This window comes from Streptomyces sp. NPDC090032, from assembly GCF_044748025.1.
In the GTDB taxonomy this organism is placed as follows: domain Bacteria; phylum Actinomycetota; class Actinomycetes; order Streptomycetales; family Streptomycetaceae; genus Streptomyces.
Map to the genome: position 1 here is coordinate 503,205 of NZ_JBIVFF010000006.1, position 15,140 is coordinate 518,344.

Below are 15,140 nucleotides of genomic sequence, written 5' to 3' on the forward strand. Positions count from 1 at the left end.
TCAGGGGCATGATCACGAAAGCTACTTCTTCTTGCCCTGGTTCTTGACCGCCTCGATCGCGGCGGCGGCCGCGTCCGGGTCCAGGTACGTGCCGCCCGGCTTCAGGGGCTTGAAGTCCGCGTCGAGCTCGTAGGACAGCGGGATGCCCGTCGGGATGTTCAGGCCCGCGATGTCGGCGTCGGAAATGCCGTCGAGGTGCTTGACCAGGGCGCGCAGGCTGTTGCCGTGGGCCGCGACCAGGACCGTCTTGCCGTCCAGGAGGTCCGGGACGATGTCGTCGAACCAGTACGGGAGCATGCGGACGACGACGTCCTTGAGGCACTCCGTCTGCGGGCGCAGCTCCGGCGGGAGGGTCGCGTAGCGCGCGTCGTTGAACTGGGAGTATTCCGCGTCGCGGGCCAGCGGCGGCGGCGGGGTGTCGTACGAGCGGCGCCAGAGCATGAACTGCTCCTCGCCGAACTCGGCCAGCGTCTGTGCCTTGTCCTTGCCCTGGAGCGCACCGTAGTGCCGCTCGTTCAGGCGCCACGAGCGGTGGACGGGGATCCAGTGGCGGTCCGCGGCCTCCAGCGACAGCTGGGCCGTGCGGATCGCGCGCTTCTGGAGCGAGGTGTGCACGACGTCGGGGAGCAGGCCTGCGTCCTTGAGCAGCTCACCGCCGCGGACTGCCTCCTTCTCGCCCTTCTCGTTGAGGTTGACGTCCACCCAACCGGTGAACAGGTTCTTCGCGTTCCATTCGCTCTCGCCGTGGCGGAGGAGGATCAGCTTGTACGGTGCGTCGGCCATGGCTCCGAGCCTAATCCAAGCCTCCGGCGCCCCGCGCGCCTGGCCACAGGCCGGACGGTACGGGCCCGCGGTACAGGTCCGCGGTACAGGTCCGACGGTACGGAGACGGGTCGCCGACGATTGACGGTCGCCGTCAATTGAGTGGCTGCCCCGCCCCCACCCCTCGTAAGTTACGCGTAGCAATAGCGCCGCTTACACAGCACCGAATGTCCCAGGGGGGATCCGTCCCGATGTCCGTCACCTCACTCAGACGGGCCGCACACGAGAGTGTGTCCGGTCTGCCACGCCAGTTCTGGTGGCTGTGGACCAGCACCCTGATCAACCGCCTGGGCGCCTTCGTCCTCACCTTCATGGCGCTGTACCTGACCACGGAGCGCCACTTCTCCGCGTCGTTCGCGGGTCTCGTCGCCGCGCTCATCGGGCTCGGCGGCATGATCGCGTCGCTGCTCGGCGGGGTGCTCGCGGACCGGATCGGGCGGCGGCCCACCCTCCTCGCGGCGCAGCTCGCGACCGCCGCGACCGTCGCCGTGCTCGGCTTCGTGCGCGACCCCGCCGGGATCGCGGTGACCGGCTTCCTGCTCGGCGTCGCCTCGAACGCGTCGCGGCCCGCCGTGCAGGCGATGATGGCCGACCTCGTCGCGCCGAAGGACCGTGTGCGGGCCTTCTCGCTCAACTACTGGGCCATCAACCTCGGCTTCGCCGTCTCCTCCGTCTACGCCGGTTTCCTCGTCGCCACCAGCTACACCGCCGGCTTCCTCGTCGAGGCCGCGATGACGCTGGCCTGCGCGGTCCTGGTGTTCGTGAAGGTGCCCGAGTCGCGGCCCGAGCGCGCCGAACCGAAGCCCGACGCGGCGCCCGTCGCCGACGTGACGATGCTGACCGTGGTGCGCGACGGCCGGTACATGCTGATGGTGGGCCTGTCGTTCCTCATCTCCGTCGTCTTCACCCAGTCCTCGTCCGGGCTGCCCATCGTCATGGGGCAGGCGGGACTGAGCAGTTCGGACGTCGGACTCGTCGCCGCCGTCAACGGCATCGTCATCGTGGCACTGCAGATCCCGCTGACCCGCTTCATCGAGAAGCGCGACGCGGGCCGCCTGCTGACGGTCTCCTCGCTCCTCATCGGCTACGGCTTCGCGCTCACCGCGTTCGCCGGTTCGATGGCCGCGTACGCCCTGATCGTCGTCGTGTGGACACTCGGCGAAATGGTCAACGCCCCCACGCAGTCCGGCCTGGTGGCGCGGCTCGCCCCGACCCACGGACGCGGCCGCTACCAGGGCATGTACGCGATGTCATGGTCGGTAGCGGCCCTGGTCGCACCACTGGCCTCGGGCATCACGATCGACCGGTTCGGCGCGAACTGGCTGTGGGCGGGCTGCGCGGCACTCGGCACGGTCGCGGCACTCGGTTACTGGGTACTGATGCGGGGGCTGCCGACAGAGGCGACGCCCCCGACCACGCCGCCCGCGCCACCGGAGCTGCCCGAGCTGACCGAGTTGCCCGAGCCGAAGGCTGCTGCCCCCTCGAACACCGTCACTCAGGCGGCGTGACCTCGTCGAGTCCGGTAGGGACACGTGAGGTGAGGGATCGCTCAGGCATCACAGGCCGACCGTTACAGAGGTAAGCAGTTGCCCCGCTACGGAGTGCATGAGATGCCGCCCTGAAGCGAAGCGCCAGACGCCCACGTCAGGTATCCGCCCCGACCCCTCAGCGCCGTCAGCCCCCTCACCCGACCCCCCGCTGCGCCTCGTACAGGTTCCCGGGCCGGACCGTGTCCGACACCCCGTCGCCGTACAGCTCAAGGCGGGAGTGCAGGTCGCCGGTGAAGTCCGGGACGTCGGTCTGGTCGAACTCGCGGACCGTGTTGACGGCGACGGTCGCGCTGTACGGCGCGAGGCCGTCGATGCGCATCAGGCCGGCGCGCTGGTTCGTGACGCGGATGTTCCAGTGCGTGAAGCGGGCCCCGAAGAGCGGTCCCGCAGACGCGTCGCCGCCGTGCCGGCCGTTGTTGTTCACCGTGATGTCGGTTCGTACGTTCGCGAAGGGCATGCCGCGGTGCGAGTCGAACGTGCCCATCTCCATCTCACCGCGCGACCACACGTTGTACGACGACAGGCCCTCGACGTTGATGCCGTGCAGCTGCGTGCCCGCGGGGGCGGGGACGGTGCGCTGCTCGATCGTGAACGACTCGACGAGGTTGTCGTGGGAGCCCTCGCGGCAGAAGTACGGGTGGTGCGAGCCGCGGCCCGCGACGCGCGTGCGGCGCAGGGTGCAGGCGGACGCGGCGACCAGGCCGAAGCCGTTGTCGACGTGGCGGACGGTGACGTCGTCGGCCCAGCAGTCGTACGCGCACTGGAACGCGACGCCGTTGTAGCCCTTGTCGAGGAGATGCTGCGACTGCGGGGTCTCGACCGCTTCCAGCGTCAGCGCCTCGACGCCCGAGCCGGTCAGGGCGCCGGCGTGCGTGGTCAGCCGCGGGTCCCACTCCGGGCGTACGTCGAGGGGGAGCGGGCGTTCGAAGGTGACGCGGCGGCCGTGCACGGAGGCGATCCGTACGGGCCATTCGTAGGGGACGTACGAGGTCAGCTTGGTCTTGTCGTCCCAGACGTACGCCTCGGGGCCAGGGCCGCCGCCCGCCATGTGTTCGAGGAGGGTGTGGCCGGGGTCGTCGGCGAGGCGCAGGAGGACCAGGTCGCCGTGCGAGAGGCGGGACGCGTCGGCGACGGTCACCGTCCAGGAGCCGCGGGTGGCGGGCTCGACGGCCGTCAGCGTGTCCCACTCGTCGCGTTTGTTGCCGGTCCAGCCCTCGAAGGGCCAGGCCTTCGCCCTGATCGCGTCGGTGAGGGTGCGGAAGCGGTCCTCGGGGCAGAGCCAGATCAGGCCGCCCGCCCAGGACCAGCTGGACTTGTCGCCGCCGTAGCGTGAGCCGTAGACACCGACGAGTTCGGTGAGGCTGCGGGTCGCGTACAGCTTGGTGCGGGTGCTGCCCGCGCCGCGCAGGACGACGCCGGAGTGGCCGATGCGGATGAGGTCGTCGATGCGGTACGTGCCCGGGGGCAGGTGGACCGTGCCCCCGCCGGCCTGTCCGGCGTCGGCGAGGGCACGGTTGATCGCGGGGGCGGCGTCGGCCGAGCCGTCGGGCCGGGCGCCGTAGTCGCGTACGACGTCGGCGACGACGCGGGGACGGACGAAGTCGTGGCGGCCGGCGCGGTACCCGGCCCGGCCGACGTACGGGATCTGCGGGTGCGTGTAGGGGGTGCGGGTGAACTCGCGCCAGATGGACGGCACTTCACCGGAGCGCGCCGTGGTGGACCCCGTCGCGCCGGACCCCGCCGTAGCGGCCCGCGCGCCGGTTCCCGTCACCGTCACGGCCGCCACCGCTATCGCGCTGCCCAACAACCCGCGTCTGCTGAGGTTCTCCACCGCCGCCGCCTCCACACGATTCAGCTTCGAGCACATTCACCTACATGAACAGTGTTCATGTCCGCGTGGGCCGCGAGCATGCCACGGCGACCCCCGCGGCGGAAGGGGGCGCGCAACAGCGAACGGGTGCAACAGTGAATGGGCAGGAGAGAAGAACTACTTGGGGGCCGCTTGGTGCGCTATTCGGCGGGGCGCTGGGTCAGATTCGTGAACGCGTCGAGGTTGCGCGTGGACTCCCCGCGCGACACCCGCCAGGCGTACTCGCGGCGGATCGCGCTCGCGAAACCGAGCTCGAGGAGCGTGTTGAACGCGCCGTCCGCGGCCTCCAGGACCGAGCCGAGGAGGCGGTCGACCCCGTCCGGGGTGACGGCCGCGAGGGGCAGCTTGCCCGTGAGGTAGATGTCGCCGAGCTGGTCGACCGCGTAACTCACGCCGTACAGCCGGAGGTTGCGCTCCAGGAGCCAGCGGTGGACGCCCTGCTCGTTCTCGTCCGGGTGCCGGATCACGAACGCGTTCAGCGAGAGCGAGTGCTTGCCGACGAGCAGCGAGAGCGTCGTCGACAGCTTGCGCGTCCCGGGCAGCTTCACGACGTACGACGAACCGGGCTCGGGGCTCTCCCATTCGAGCTCGGCCTCGGTGAGGACCTGCTCGATGACGGCCGCCGCGCCGGCCATGGTGCTGTCAGCCATGCAGCGAGGTTACGTGACGGGGGTGGCGGTGCTCGTAGGTGGCCGCCGTGTACACGTCGGCCGTCGCGGAGGCCGCCGTGTCCCAGCCGAAGCCCTGCGCGTGCGCCGCCGCGGCGGCGCCCATGCTGTCCACAAGCTGTGGACGGTCGGCGAACTCGCCGAGCCGGTGCGCGTACGCGGCCGGGTCGTGGCCCGGGACCAGGAAGCCGGTCGTCTCGTCGCGCACGGCGACGGGCAGACCGCCGACCGCGGCCGCGATCACCGGCGTACCGGCCGCCTGCGCCTCTATGGCGACGAGCCCGAAGGACTCGCTGTAGGACGGCATGACGAGGACCGAGGCCGCGCGGAACCAGTCCGCGAGCTGGTCCTGGCCGACGGGCGGGCGGAAGCGGACGACGTCCGCGATGCCGAGCTTGGCGGCGAGCTTCTGCAGCCCCTCCGGCTTGGCCAGACCGCTGCCGCTGGGGCCGCCCACCACGGGCACGACGATCCGCGAGCGCAGCTCGGGCCGCTCGTCCAGGAGGACGGCGACGGCCCGCAGCAGGATGTCCGGCGCCTTGAGGGGCTGGATGCGGCCCGCGAAGAGCGGGATGAGCGCGTCCTGGGGCAGGCCCAGGCGCTTGCGGGCGGCGGCGCGGCCGTCGGCGGGGCGGAAACGGTCCAGGTTCACGCCGGGGTGGACGACCGCGACCTTGCCCGCTTCGGCCTCGTAGTGGCGTACCAGCTCGTCGGCCTCCTCCGCGGTGTTCGCGATGAGGCGGTCGGCGGCGCGGACGATCTGGGTCTCGCCGATGACGCGCGCGGCAGGCTCGGGGGTGTCTCCCTCGGCGAGCGCGGAGTTCTTGACCTTGGCCATGGTGTGCATGGCGTGTACGAGGGGGACGCCCCAGCGCTCGGCGGCCAGCCAGCCGACGTGACCGGAGAGCCAGTAGTGCGAGTGGACGAGGTCGTAATAGCCCGGCCGGTGGCCCGCCCACGCCTGCATCACGCCGTGCGTGAAGGCGCAGAGCTGGGCCGGCAGCTCCTCCTTGGCGAGGCCCTCGTAGGGGCCCGCGTCCACGTGCCGGACCAGGACGCCGGGCGCCAGCTCGACGGAGGGGGGCAGCGTGCCGGTCGTGGCGCGCGTGAAGATCTCGACCTCGATGTTGATCGCGGCGAGGCGCTTGGCGAGCTCGACGATGTAGACGTTCATGCCGCCCGCGTCGCCCATGCCGGGCTGGTGCAGCGGTGACGTGTGGACGCTGAGCATCGCGACACGACGCGGTCTGCGGTGCGCGCCGGGGAACCTGAGCCGCTGGGACGAGGCCCCGGAACGGCGGAGCCTGGACACGTACTGGCTCACGTGGCGGTCCTCCTTGCTGCGGGCACGACTCGTCGGGGGGCTCACGACCGCGGACAACCGCATGCACGGAGTCCGGGCACGAACCCTCCTTCAGCCCCTCCAACACCGGAGCACTCCGCTCCATTTCCGTTTTGCCGAATCATTACCGTCGGAGACTCAACCCTGGGCCTCCGGGCCCGGCCGCATACCCTCTTAACCATGAGCCCGCGCCCTCCGTCCCGCGCCGTGGGAACGGTCACACGCGGGACCACCAACCCCAATCGCCTGCGCCGCATGGACCGCTGGATCGCGGCCACGCACGGCGCCGCCCTGCGCCGCGCCACCCACCCCGTCGCCGTCGACCTCGGCTACGGCGCCGCACCCTGGACCGCGGTCGAGCTGCTGCAGCGCCTGCGCACCGGGGCGCCACGCGCGTGCGTGGTGGGCATCGAGATCGAGCCCGCGCGGGTCGCCGCCGCCCTCCCCTACGAACGGGACGGCCTCACCTTCCGGCACGGCGGGTTCGAGGTGCCCCTCCCCCACGATCCGCTCCTGATCAGGGCCGCGAACGTGCTGCGGCAGTACGACGAGGACCAGGTCGCCGAGGTCTGGCGGCGGCTGACCGCACGGCTCGCGCCCGGCGGGCTCCTGGTCGAGGGGACCTGCGACGAGATCGGCCGGCGCCACGTGTGGGTGGCACTCGGACCGGAGGGCCCGCGCACGGTCACCTTCGCGACCCGCCTCGGCTCCCTCGACCGCCCCTCCGACCTCGCCGAGCGCCTCCCCAAGGCGCTGATCCACCGGAACGTGCCGGGCGAGCCGGTCCACGCGTTCCTTCGCGACTTCGACCGCGCCTGGGCGGCTGCCGCCCCCTACGCCTCGTACGGGGCGCGGCAGCGGTGGATCCGGACGGCGCGGGCGCTGAGCGCGGACTGGCCGGTCCTCGACCGGCCCTCGCGGTGGCGGCAGGGGGAAGTGACGGTCGCCTGGGAGGCGTTGGCCCCGCGAGGCTGACGGACCGCGGGGAACGATTTCGCGGTGGACGGCGGGGAACGATCTCCGGGTGCCGTACGTCAGACGGTGCGGGACAGGGGCGTAGGGGGCTGAGGGGGCGGGCCGGGAGTGGATAGGGAGTTGTTGCCCGGCTCTGTCGTATTCGGCGCCGGCATGGCACCATCCCCAGGGCATCCGTAAGTTACTGACGGTAAATCAGTTTTGGTGGCGGCCGCGGCGGCGGCCACTGTCGGCTTGGGGGCGGAGCGCGATGAGCAAGCGGAGGACGACAGTCATGGCGGCCGTGGCGCTGGTCAGCGCGATGACCGTACTGACGGCGCCAGGCGCCGCGTACGCGAGTCCCGCACGGCCCGCGCCGCCGTCAACGGCCGACAGCGGCAAGGACCTTGAGGCGGTCCGCGCCCAGCTCGACGGGCTCTACCACGACGCGGCCGTCGCCACGGACGCGTACAACGCGGCCGAGGAGAAGGCCGACAAGCAGTCGGGACAGATCGTCCAGCTGGCCAAGGACATCGTCGCCGGCCAGAAGAAGCTGGACCGCCTGAAGTCCCGCGCGGGCGCGGCGGCCCGCCAGCAGTACCGCGACGGCGGGCTGCCGCCGGAGGCGCGGCTGATGCTCTCGGACGACCCCTCGCGGTTCCTGGACGGCGCGGACCGGATGCGGCAGGGGCAGCACGCCACCAAGGGGCTCATGGGCGAGATGACCCGGACGCAGGAGGACCTGCAGACGTACGCCCAGGACGCCTCGCGGAACTGGAAGAAGCTCGAGGCCAACCGCAAGGAGAAGGCCCGCGCGCAGAAGAAGATCAAGAGCAGGATCGCGGCCGCAGAGAAGATCGAGTCACAGCTCGAGAAGGAAGAGCGCGAGCGCCTGAAGAAGCTGGAGCAGCAGGCCGAGTACAAGGCACAGACGGCCTGGCTCAGCTCGGGGGTCCTCAAGGACATCAAGAGCAGCGCGTCGGCGCGGGGCAAGAAGGCGGTCGCGTTCGCCACCGGCGAGATCGGCAAGCCCTACGTGTGGGGCGCCGAGGGCCCCGACTCGTACGACTGCTCGGGCCTGACCTCGCAGGCCTGGTCGGCGGCCGGGCGGCCGATCCCGCGGACCTCGCAGGAGCAGTGGAAGCAGCTCAAGCACATCGGCATCAAGGACATGCGCCCCGGCGACCTGATCATTTACCACGACGACGCCAGCCACGTCGGGATGTATATAGGGGACGGCGCGATCGTGCACGCCCCACGGCCCGGCCGGAGCGTCACGATCGCGGGCGCCGGCTCGATGGCGATCCTCGGGGTCGTCCGCCCTGATGCGTGAGCTTTGATCCCGGATGCGTGAGCTTTGAGCCGGAATGCCGTCCGGTGACCTGCGCCACGTGACCCACGGCACTGAAACGGCTCCGGTTGCAGCCCCGCCACGTGACCTTCGTCATCCCCGAAACGCCCGCAGGGGGCGCTGGCGTGCTCAATTGCGTTAACTGACAGGGCATATGACAGTGGCGGTTTGCCTCGCACCATTCCGTTGCGACGCCGCCTACCGCTAAGGTCCACCGTCGGTGGTGCGACGATCCTTCGCTCCACCACGCCCTCGGGGGGAGGGAAGGAACCGAGCGATGCCCGTACCCGTACCGCGGCAGAGAGCGATCCCGGCCGTGGAAGGTGGTCAGGCTCCGACTGTGCCGACACCGCCCGTCATGCTGCCCCGGCAGCCCACGGCCTCCGGCGCCCAGAGCGGCGGAGGTGGCCCTCTGACGCTCCTCGTCATCGAGGACGACCCCACCGCGTCCCTCGGCGTGCCCGAACTGACCGACTCGGCGGGCAAGCCGATCCGCGTCCGTACCGCCCGCAACCTCACCGAGGCCGAGCGGCTCCTCACCGACGACGTCCACTGCATCCTGCTCGACCTCGCCCTGCCCGCGCCCGGCGCCGCCGCGGACGCCGACGAGCTGGAGACCCTCCGGCACGTCCTGCGCCTCGCGCCGCGCCACGCCGTCCTCGCCCTCACCGCGTCCGGCGACGCGGAGCGCGGCGCCGAGGCCGTGCGCGTCGGCGCCCAGGACTATCTGTTCCGCGACGAGCTGGACGGCCGCCTGCTGGGCCGCGCCGTCCGCTACGCCGTCGAGCGCAGGCGCGCCGACGTCGCCCAGCGCAAGCTCGCCGAGTCCCGGCTGCGCGCCCAGGAGAACGCCCGCCTGGAGCGCGGCCTGCTCCCGACGCCGCTCCTGGACGGCTCCCCGCTGCGCTTCGCGGCCCGCTACCGCCCCGGCCGCTCCCGCGCGCTGCTCGGCGGCGACTTCTACGACGCCGTCCGCACGCCGGACGGCACGGTGCACGCCATGATCGGCGACGTCTGCGGACACGGCCCCGACGAGGCCGCGCTCGGCGTCGAACTGCGCATCGCCTGGCGTGCGTTGACGTTCGCCGGACTGTGCGGCGACGAGCTGCTCTCCACGCTCCAGCAGGTCCTCGAACACGAGCGGGCGGACGACGAGATCTTCGCGACGCTGTGCACGGTCGACATCTCCCCCGACGGCCGCCGTGCCGGCCTGTGCCTGGCCGGTCACCCGTCGCCGCTGATCTCCCGCCCCACGTACACCCGCGCCCCCGGATCCCCCCGCGTGCCCGGAACGCCGACGGCCGAGCTGCTCCCGTACGAGGACAACGGACCGGCCCTCGGCCTGCTGCCGCGCGCCCGCTGGCCGCGCCGGCAGGTGGAGCTCGGCCCGGTGTGGAGCCTGATGCTCTACACGGACGGCCTGATCGAGGGGCGGGTCGGCGACGGCAAGCAGCGCCTGGGCCAGGACGGCATGGTGGACATGGTGCGTCGCGGGCTCGCGGAGGGGCTGCGCGGCGAGGAACTCATCGACGCGACGGTGAACGAGGCCCGCGACCTCAACGGCGGCGACCTCACGGACGACGTGGCCGTCGTCCTCCTGGACCGGGGAAACTAGGCCTTCCGTCCGGGCCGGGCCGGAGGGCTCAGCCGCTCCGGGCCAGGCCGGAGGGCTCAGCGCCCGCCGTTGTACGGCCCGTACGGACCGTCGCTGCTGGAGCCACCGCCACGGCGGCCCCGGCCGCCGCCCGACACCTGCTGGAGCGCGGGCCGCACGTCCACGAAGAAGACGATCGTCGCGACGAGCCCCGCGAGCTGGAGGAACAGCATCGGGACGAGCAGGTTCACGGCGACGGCGATCCCGAGGATGATCAGCCAGAACATCTTGTTCTGCTTGTCCGCCGCGCGGAACGCGTCCTCGCGCGAGAACGCGGCCATCACCAGAGCGACCACCGCGAGCACGAGCATGGCGGTGTAGAGCAGCCACATCAAGCCGCCGAAAGCCGACATCAGCACAACGCCCACCACCAGAGTCAGGTCAGTTCTACGCGGCCACCGTACCCGGTGAACGGGCCGGACACTCGGTAAGTGCCCGGCCCGCCCCTCGGTACGCTCCGTACCGCTTCCGTCACCCCGCCATGCCGCTACTTCGCGGAGGGCGCGGTCTTCTTCGCGGTCGTCGTCTTCTTGACCGGGGCCTTCTTCGCCGCCACCGGCTTCTTGGCGGAGGCCTCGGCCGGACCGGACTTCGCGGCGGCCGGCACGCCGGCGACAGGCTCCGTGTCGGGCTCGACGGCCTCGGCGACCTCGGCGACCTCGAGGATCTCGTCGGCCGCCTCACCACGCCAGGCCCGCACGGTCTCCTCGCCGTGCTCGGCGACCTTCTCGTACGTCTCGCGGGCCTTGACGGCGTACTCGGCGGCGACGCCGACACCGCGCAGGGCGAGGTCCTGTGCGGTCTCGCCGATCTTCTTCAGGTCGGTGTCGAGCGAGCCGAGCACCTCGTTGACCTTGGACTGGATGACCGCCTGGGCCTCCTTGGCCCGGCCGGCCGCCTTCTCCTGGACGTCCTTCGGGTCGGTGTTGCGTACGGCCTCGAAGCGGGCCGGGGCCTCGGCACGCAGCTGCTCCACGATGCCGGGCACCTTCTTCGCCTGCTGGTAGGCGAGCTCGGCCGTGCCGGCGGCGAAGTAGAGGGGGGTCGGGTTGCTGAGGGTCTTGCGCAGGTCGTCGGTGATGGCCATGGCGTGGTCCTCCCGGATCACATCGGCTTCAGCTTGAGGGTTCGGCACCGCTGCCCCCGGCCGTGCGGGGGCCGTCGGCGGGGTGTTCCTGACGGTCGTGCTGTACCTCGGTCCCGTTCTCTTTCCTGAAGGACTCGTAGATCTGCAACAGCACTTGTTTCTGGCGCTCGTTGAGCGAGGGGTCGGCGAGGATGACGGCGCGCGTCTCCACCTCTTCCCGCTCCCGCTCCGCATCGAGGATCCCGGCCCGCACGTACAGCGTCTCGGCGGAGATCCGCAGGGCCTTGGCGACCTGCTGGAGGACCTCCGCGCTCGGCTTGCGAAGACCGCGCTCGATCTGGCTCAGATACGGATTGGACACCCCGGCGGCATCGGCGAGCTGCCTGAGCGAGAGCTGCGCACTGCGGCGCTGCTCTCGCAGGTACTCACCGAGATTGCCGACGTTGAGCGATGCCATGCTTCGATACTGCCTCGACCTTGCTAACTATTGCAAGCGTCTGCTTGCAAAAGTGCGCCACGCCACCCGGAAGGCGGCATGGGCCCTAGGCCGGGCCCTGGGCGCGAGGACCCGTTTCCGCTTCTCCGTCGAGGACTTGGCCGTCAGGGATTCGGCCGTCGAGGACTCGGGCGTTCCCCACGGGTCCGTTCCTGACCGGGCGGGTGAGGATCTTGGCGACGCACGCGGGTATGACCGCGCCGGGGTCGTGGTTACGGGCCCGGTACGCGCTCGGGGTCTCGCCGACCAGTTCGGTGAAGCGCGAGCTGAACGACCCCAGCGACGTACAGCCGACCTCGAAGCAGACCTCCGTCACGCTCAGATCGCCCCGGCGCAGCAGCGCCTTGGCCCGCTCGACACGGCGGGTCATCAGGTAGCTGTACGGGGTCTCGCCGAAGGCCGCCCGGAAGCTGCGGGAGAAATGCCCGGGTGACATGAGGGAGGCGCGCGCGAGCGCCGGGACGTCGAGGGGCTGCGCGTAGTCGCGGTCCATCATGTCCCGGGCCCGGCGCAGCCTTACGAGGTCGTCGAGGGTCACGCTGCCAGCGTACGGCCGGGCCCGTGCCCGCGTCCGGCCACTCGCCGCGAGCCGGCGCGCGGGACCGGCGACCACGACGGGCCCGGGGGGGCCGGGACGATCGCACGGTCCGCGTGGAGCACCACGTCGGGGCGGTGGGTGACGTGGTGCACCCGGACGTGCCCCTGGGGTGGGCCACGTTGCAGATAATCCGCAACGGATCAAATTGGCTACCCTTGCACCCATGACCTCCATGGCGCCCACCCGCACCGAACCGGACCTCTCCTTCCTGCTCGACCGCACCAGCCATGTGCTGCGTACGCAGATGGCGGCGGCCCTCTCCGAGATCGGCCTCACGGCCCGGATGCACTGCGTTCTGGTGCACGCCCTGGAGGAGGAGCGCACCCAGGCGCAGCTCGCGGAGATCGGCGACATGGACAAGACCACGATGGTGGTGACGGTCGACGCCCTGGAGAAGGCGGGCCTCGCCGAGCGGCGCCCGTCGGCGCGGGACCGACGGGCACGGATCATCGCGGTCACGGAGAAGGGCGCACAGGTCGCCGTGGAGAGCCAGGCCATCGCCGACCGCGTCCACGAAGAGGCGCTCGGCTCGCTCCCCGAGACAGAGCGCGAGGTGCTGCTGCGCGCGCTGAACCGCCTGGTCGACGGCCACCTGGCCACCCCGCCCGAGAGCCCGCACCCGGCACCCCGAAGGGCACGTCGGCACTAACCACCCACCCCCGCTCGCCTATACCCCTGCATGCGCCCGTAAAAGATAGTCTGCAACAAAACTATCTGCTACGGTCATTCCTGTTGGCCCACAGCGGCTCCGCAGTGGCCCTTTGACAGGAGATGACCGTAAATGCCTGCCGTTTCCGCACCCCTGCGCGCCCTTCCGTCACTCCTCACCCCCCAGCGCTCCCGGTGGCCGGCGCTCGGCGTCCTGGCCACGGGGATGCTGATGACGGTCCTCGACGGCAGCATCGTCACCGTGGCGATGCCGGCCATCCAGAGCGACCTGGGGTTCACCCCGGCCGGACTCAGCTGGGTCGTCAACGCCTACCTGATCGCGTTCGGCAGCCTGCTGCTGCTCGCCGGTCGGCTCGGCGACCTCGTCGGACGCAAGCGGCTGTTCCTCGGGGGCACGGCGGTCTTCACCGCGGCCTCGCTCCTGGCGGGCGTGGCCACGAGCCCCGCGCTCCTGATCGCCGCGCGGTTCCTCCAGGGCGTCGGCAGCGCGCTGGCGTCCGCCGTCAGCCTCGGCATCCTCGTCACGCTGTTCACCGAACCCCGCGAACGCGCCAGGGCCATCGCCGTGTTCAGCTTCACCGGAGCCGCCGGGGCCTCGATAGGGCAGGTCCTCGGTGGCCTCCTCACCGACGGCCTCAGCTGGCACTGGATCTTCTTCATCAACCTGCCCATCGGGCTCGCGGCCCTCGCGGTCGCCGTGCCCGCCCTGCCCCGCGACCGAGGCCTCGGCCTCAGGGCGGGTGCCGACACGGCCGGCGCGCTGCTCGTCACCGGCGGTCTGATGCTCGGGATCTACTCCGTCGTCAAGGTCGAGGCGTACGGCTGGACTTCGGCGCGCACGCTCGGGACCGGGGCCGTCGCCGCGCTCCTGCTCGCCGGGTTCTTCGTCCGGCAGGCGAGGGCCCGTACGCCGCTCATGCCGCTGCGGATCCTGCGCTCGCGCAGCGTCGCCGGGGCGAACCTGGTCCAGATGCTGATGGTGGCCGCGCTCTTCTCCTTCCAGATCCTCGTCGCGCTCTACCTCCAGCAAGTCCTCGGCTACGGCGCCGCGGAGACCGGCCTCGCCATGCTCCCCGCCGCCGCCGTCATCGGCGCGGTCTCCCTCGGTATCTCGGCACGCCTCAACGCCCGCTTCGGCGAACGGAACGTGCTGCTCACCGGGATCGCGCTCCTGATCGGCGTACTCGGACTCCTCGCCCGCGTCCCCGTGCACGCGCACTACGCCACCGACATCCTCCCGGTGATGTTCCTCGCGGCCGGTTTCGGCCTCGCCCTGCCCGCGCTGACCTCGCTCGGCATGTCCGGGGCGAGCGAGGCCGACGCCGGGCTCGCCTCCGGCCTTTTCAACACCACCCAGCAGATCGGCATGGCCGTCGGCGTCGCCGTGCTCTCCACGCTCGCCGCGTCCCGCACCCGCTCACTCACCACACAGGGCGGCACCCGCGCCGAGGCCCTCACCAGCGGCTACCACCTGGCCTTCACGGTCGGTACGGGTCTGCTCGTCACCGCGTTCGTGATCGCTTACGTGGTCCTGCGCAGGCCCCGTACGACGGCCTGACCAACCCACCCCACCACCACCCCACCACCACGACACCGCCCGGAGGCGTCATGTCAGCGAAGAGCGGCCCCGCACCCCGGACCCTCACCGACGAAGAGCTTCACCTGCTGCTGGCCCGCGGCCGGTTCGGAACGCTGGCGAGCGTGCGGTGCACCGGGCACCCGCACCTGTCCACCGTGCTCTACCACTGGAGTCCCGGCGAGCGCGTCCTGCGCGTCTCCACCACGACCGACCGCCTCAAGGCCCGTCAGCTGCGGAGCGACCCGCATGCCGCGCTGCACGTCACCGGCCCCGACCTGTGGTCGTTCGCCGTCGCCGAGGGAGAGGCCGAGGTGTCGGACGTGACGGCCACGCCCGGCGACGCCGTCGGGCGCGAACTGCTCGCCATGACGCCGGGGTTCGACGACCCCGCGCAGGAGGGGGAGTTCCTCGGCCGGCAGGTCGAGGAGAGCCGCGTGGTGATCAGGCTCCGGGTGACCCGGCTCTACGGGACGGCGCTCGACATCCCGAAGTGAGCGGAC

General features: G+C 71.4%; 15 protein-coding genes. 7 read left to right on the forward strand and 8 right to left on the reverse strand.

Translation table 11 applies throughout. The annotated features are described in order from the left end of the window. Positions 1 to 21: 21 nt before the first annotated feature. Complete coding sequence (locus ACIPWY_RS17685; RefSeq protein ID WP_362898234.1) at positions 22 to 783, reverse strand: phosphoglyceromutase; 762 nt, start codon at positions 781 to 783, stop codon at positions 22 to 24. 230 nt (positions 784 to 1,013) lie between these two features. Between ACIPWY_RS17685 and ACIPWY_RS17690 the strand changes: the two genes are divergently transcribed. After that, positions 1,014 to 2,330, forward strand: coding sequence for an MDR family MFS transporter (locus ACIPWY_RS17690; protein ID WP_390014104.1), 1,317 nt, complete (start codon positions 1,014 to 1,016; stop codon positions 2,328 to 2,330). Between the two features lie 175 nt (positions 2,331 to 2,505). Here the strand turns inward: ACIPWY_RS17690 and ACIPWY_RS17695 are convergent, their stop codons facing one another. The 3 genes from ACIPWY_RS17695 to mshA all read right to left on the reverse strand — a co-directional run bounded on the left by ACIPWY_RS17695 (position 2,506) and on the right by mshA (position 6,234). Beyond that, positions 2,506 to 4,203 carry a glycosyl hydrolase family 28-related protein gene (locus ACIPWY_RS17695; protein ID WP_401533772.1) on the reverse strand — a complete coding sequence of 566 codons (1,698 nt, stop codon included), beginning with the start codon at positions 4,201 to 4,203 and terminating at the stop codon, positions 2,506 to 2,508. Positions 4,204 to 4,382: 179 nt separating this feature from the next. After that, positions 4,383 to 4,877 carry a YbjN domain-containing protein gene (locus ACIPWY_RS17700; protein WP_362898424.1) on the reverse strand — a complete coding sequence of 165 codons (495 nt, stop codon included), beginning with the start codon at positions 4,875 to 4,877 and terminating at the stop codon, positions 4,383 to 4,385. Positions 4,878 to 4,884: 7 nt separating this feature from the next. Beyond that, on the reverse strand, positions 4,885 to 6,234 hold the full coding sequence (gene mshA, locus ACIPWY_RS17705) for a D-inositol-3-phosphate glycosyltransferase (RefSeq protein ID WP_362898240.1): 1,350 nt from the start codon (positions 6,232 to 6,234) through the stop codon (positions 4,885 to 4,887). A 198-nt stretch (positions 6,235 to 6,432) separates the two neighbouring features. On the opposite strand from mshA, the gene ACIPWY_RS17710 reads away from it, so the two are divergent. The 3 genes from ACIPWY_RS17710 (at position 6,433) to ACIPWY_RS17720 (ending at position 10,172) form a co-directional block, all read left to right on the forward strand. Further along, positions 6,433 to 7,227, forward strand: a complete 795-nt coding sequence (locus ACIPWY_RS17710; protein WP_401533775.1) for a class I SAM-dependent methyltransferase — start codon at positions 6,433 to 6,435, stop codon at positions 7,225 to 7,227. A gap of 250 nt (positions 7,228 to 7,477) precedes the next feature. Continuing rightward, complete coding sequence (locus ACIPWY_RS17715) at positions 7,478 to 8,539, forward strand: NlpC/P60 family protein (RefSeq protein ID WP_362898244.1); 1,062 nt, start codon at positions 7,478 to 7,480, stop codon at positions 8,537 to 8,539. A gap of 376 nt (positions 8,540 to 8,915) precedes the next feature. Then, positions 8,916 to 10,172, forward strand: coding sequence for a PP2C family protein-serine/threonine phosphatase (locus ACIPWY_RS17720; RefSeq protein ID WP_393701627.1), 1,257 nt, complete (start codon positions 8,916 to 8,918; stop codon positions 10,170 to 10,172). 56 nt (positions 10,173 to 10,228) lie between these two features. Here the strand turns inward: ACIPWY_RS17720 and ACIPWY_RS17725 are convergent, their stop codons facing one another. From ACIPWY_RS17725 to ACIPWY_RS17740, 4 genes are all read right to left on the reverse strand, one after another. After that, on the reverse strand, positions 10,229 to 10,570 hold the full coding sequence (locus tag ACIPWY_RS17725; RefSeq protein WP_116512297.1) for a DUF2516 family protein: 342 nt from the start codon (positions 10,568 to 10,570) through the stop codon (positions 10,229 to 10,231). Between the two features lie 128 nt (positions 10,571 to 10,698). Beyond that, positions 10,699 to 11,298 carry a hypothetical protein gene (locus ACIPWY_RS17730; protein WP_401533778.1) on the reverse strand — a complete coding sequence of 200 codons (600 nt, stop codon included), beginning with the start codon at positions 11,296 to 11,298 and terminating at the stop codon, positions 10,699 to 10,701. 28 nt (positions 11,299 to 11,326) lie between these two features. Further along, positions 11,327 to 11,755 carry a helix-turn-helix transcriptional regulator gene (locus ACIPWY_RS17735; RefSeq protein WP_362898250.1) on the reverse strand — a complete coding sequence of 143 codons (429 nt, stop codon included), beginning with the start codon at positions 11,753 to 11,755 and terminating at the stop codon, positions 11,327 to 11,329. 85 nt (positions 11,756 to 11,840) lie between these two features. Next, positions 11,841 to 12,332 (reverse strand): helix-turn-helix transcriptional regulator, encoded by a 492-nt coding sequence (locus ACIPWY_RS17740; protein ID WP_393701275.1) that lies wholly within the window; start codon positions 12,330 to 12,332, stop codon positions 11,841 to 11,843. Between the two features lie 223 nt (positions 12,333 to 12,555). On the opposite strand from ACIPWY_RS17740, the gene ACIPWY_RS17745 reads away from it, so the two are divergent. The 3 genes from ACIPWY_RS17745 to ACIPWY_RS17755 all read left to right on the forward strand — a co-directional run bounded on the left by ACIPWY_RS17745 (position 12,556) and on the right by ACIPWY_RS17755 (position 15,134). Then, a complete protein-coding gene (locus tag ACIPWY_RS17745; protein ID WP_393701273.1) occupies positions 12,556 to 13,041 on the forward strand; it encodes a MarR family winged helix-turn-helix transcriptional regulator in 486 nt (161 codons plus the stop codon). Positions 13,042 to 13,173: 132 nt separating this feature from the next. Next, positions 13,174 to 14,619, forward strand: a complete 1,446-nt coding sequence (locus ACIPWY_RS17750) for an MFS transporter (RefSeq protein WP_401533781.1) — start codon at positions 13,174 to 13,176, stop codon at positions 14,617 to 14,619. 50 nt (positions 14,620 to 14,669) lie between these two features. Further along, positions 14,670 to 15,134 carry a pyridoxamine 5'-phosphate oxidase family protein gene (locus tag ACIPWY_RS17755; protein WP_401533783.1) on the forward strand — a complete coding sequence of 155 codons (465 nt, stop codon included), beginning with the start codon at positions 14,670 to 14,672 and terminating at the stop codon, positions 15,132 to 15,134. Positions 15,135 to 15,140: the final 6 nt, after the last annotated feature.

What these genes read in the sequence shown, in the direction of transcription:
- ACIPWY_RS17685 (WP_362898234.1), bottom strand. Translation starts at nt 783, where the DNA reads ATGGCCGACGCACCGTACAAGCTGATCCTCCTCCGCCACGGCGAGAGC.
- ACIPWY_RS17690 (WP_390014104.1), top strand. Translation starts at nt 1,014, where the DNA reads ATGTCCGTCACCTCACTCAGACGGGCCGCACACGAGAGTGTGTCCGGT.
- ACIPWY_RS17700 (WP_362898424.1), bottom strand. Translation starts at nt 4,877, where the DNA reads ATGGCCGGCGCGGCGGCCGTCATCGAGCAGGTCCTCACCGAGGCCGAG.
- ACIPWY_RS17710 (WP_401533775.1), top strand. Translation starts at nt 6,433, where the DNA reads ATGAGCCCGCGCCCTCCGTCCCGCGCCGTGGGAACGGTCACACGCGGG.
- ACIPWY_RS17715 (WP_362898244.1), top strand. Translation starts at nt 7,478, where the DNA reads ATGAGCAAGCGGAGGACGACAGTCATGGCGGCCGTGGCGCTGGTCAGC.
- ACIPWY_RS17720 (WP_393701627.1), top strand. Translation starts at nt 8,916, where the DNA reads ATGCTGCCCCGGCAGCCCACGGCCTCCGGCGCCCAGAGCGGCGGAGGT.
- ACIPWY_RS17730 (WP_401533778.1), bottom strand. Translation starts at nt 11,298, where the DNA reads ATGGCCATCACCGACGACCTGCGCAAGACCCTCAGCAACCCGACCCCC.
- ACIPWY_RS17735 (WP_362898250.1), bottom strand. Translation starts at nt 11,755, where the DNA reads ATGGCATCGCTCAACGTCGGCAATCTCGGTGAGTACCTGCGAGAGCAG.
- ACIPWY_RS17745 (WP_393701273.1), top strand. Translation starts at nt 12,556, where the DNA reads ATGACCTCCATGGCGCCCACCCGCACCGAACCGGACCTCTCCTTCCTG.
- ACIPWY_RS17750 (WP_401533781.1), top strand. Translation starts at nt 13,174, where the DNA reads ATGCCTGCCGTTTCCGCACCCCTGCGCGCCCTTCCGTCACTCCTCACC.
- ACIPWY_RS17755 (WP_401533783.1), top strand. Translation starts at nt 14,670, where the DNA reads ATGTCAGCGAAGAGCGGCCCCGCACCCCGGACCCTCACCGACGAAGAG.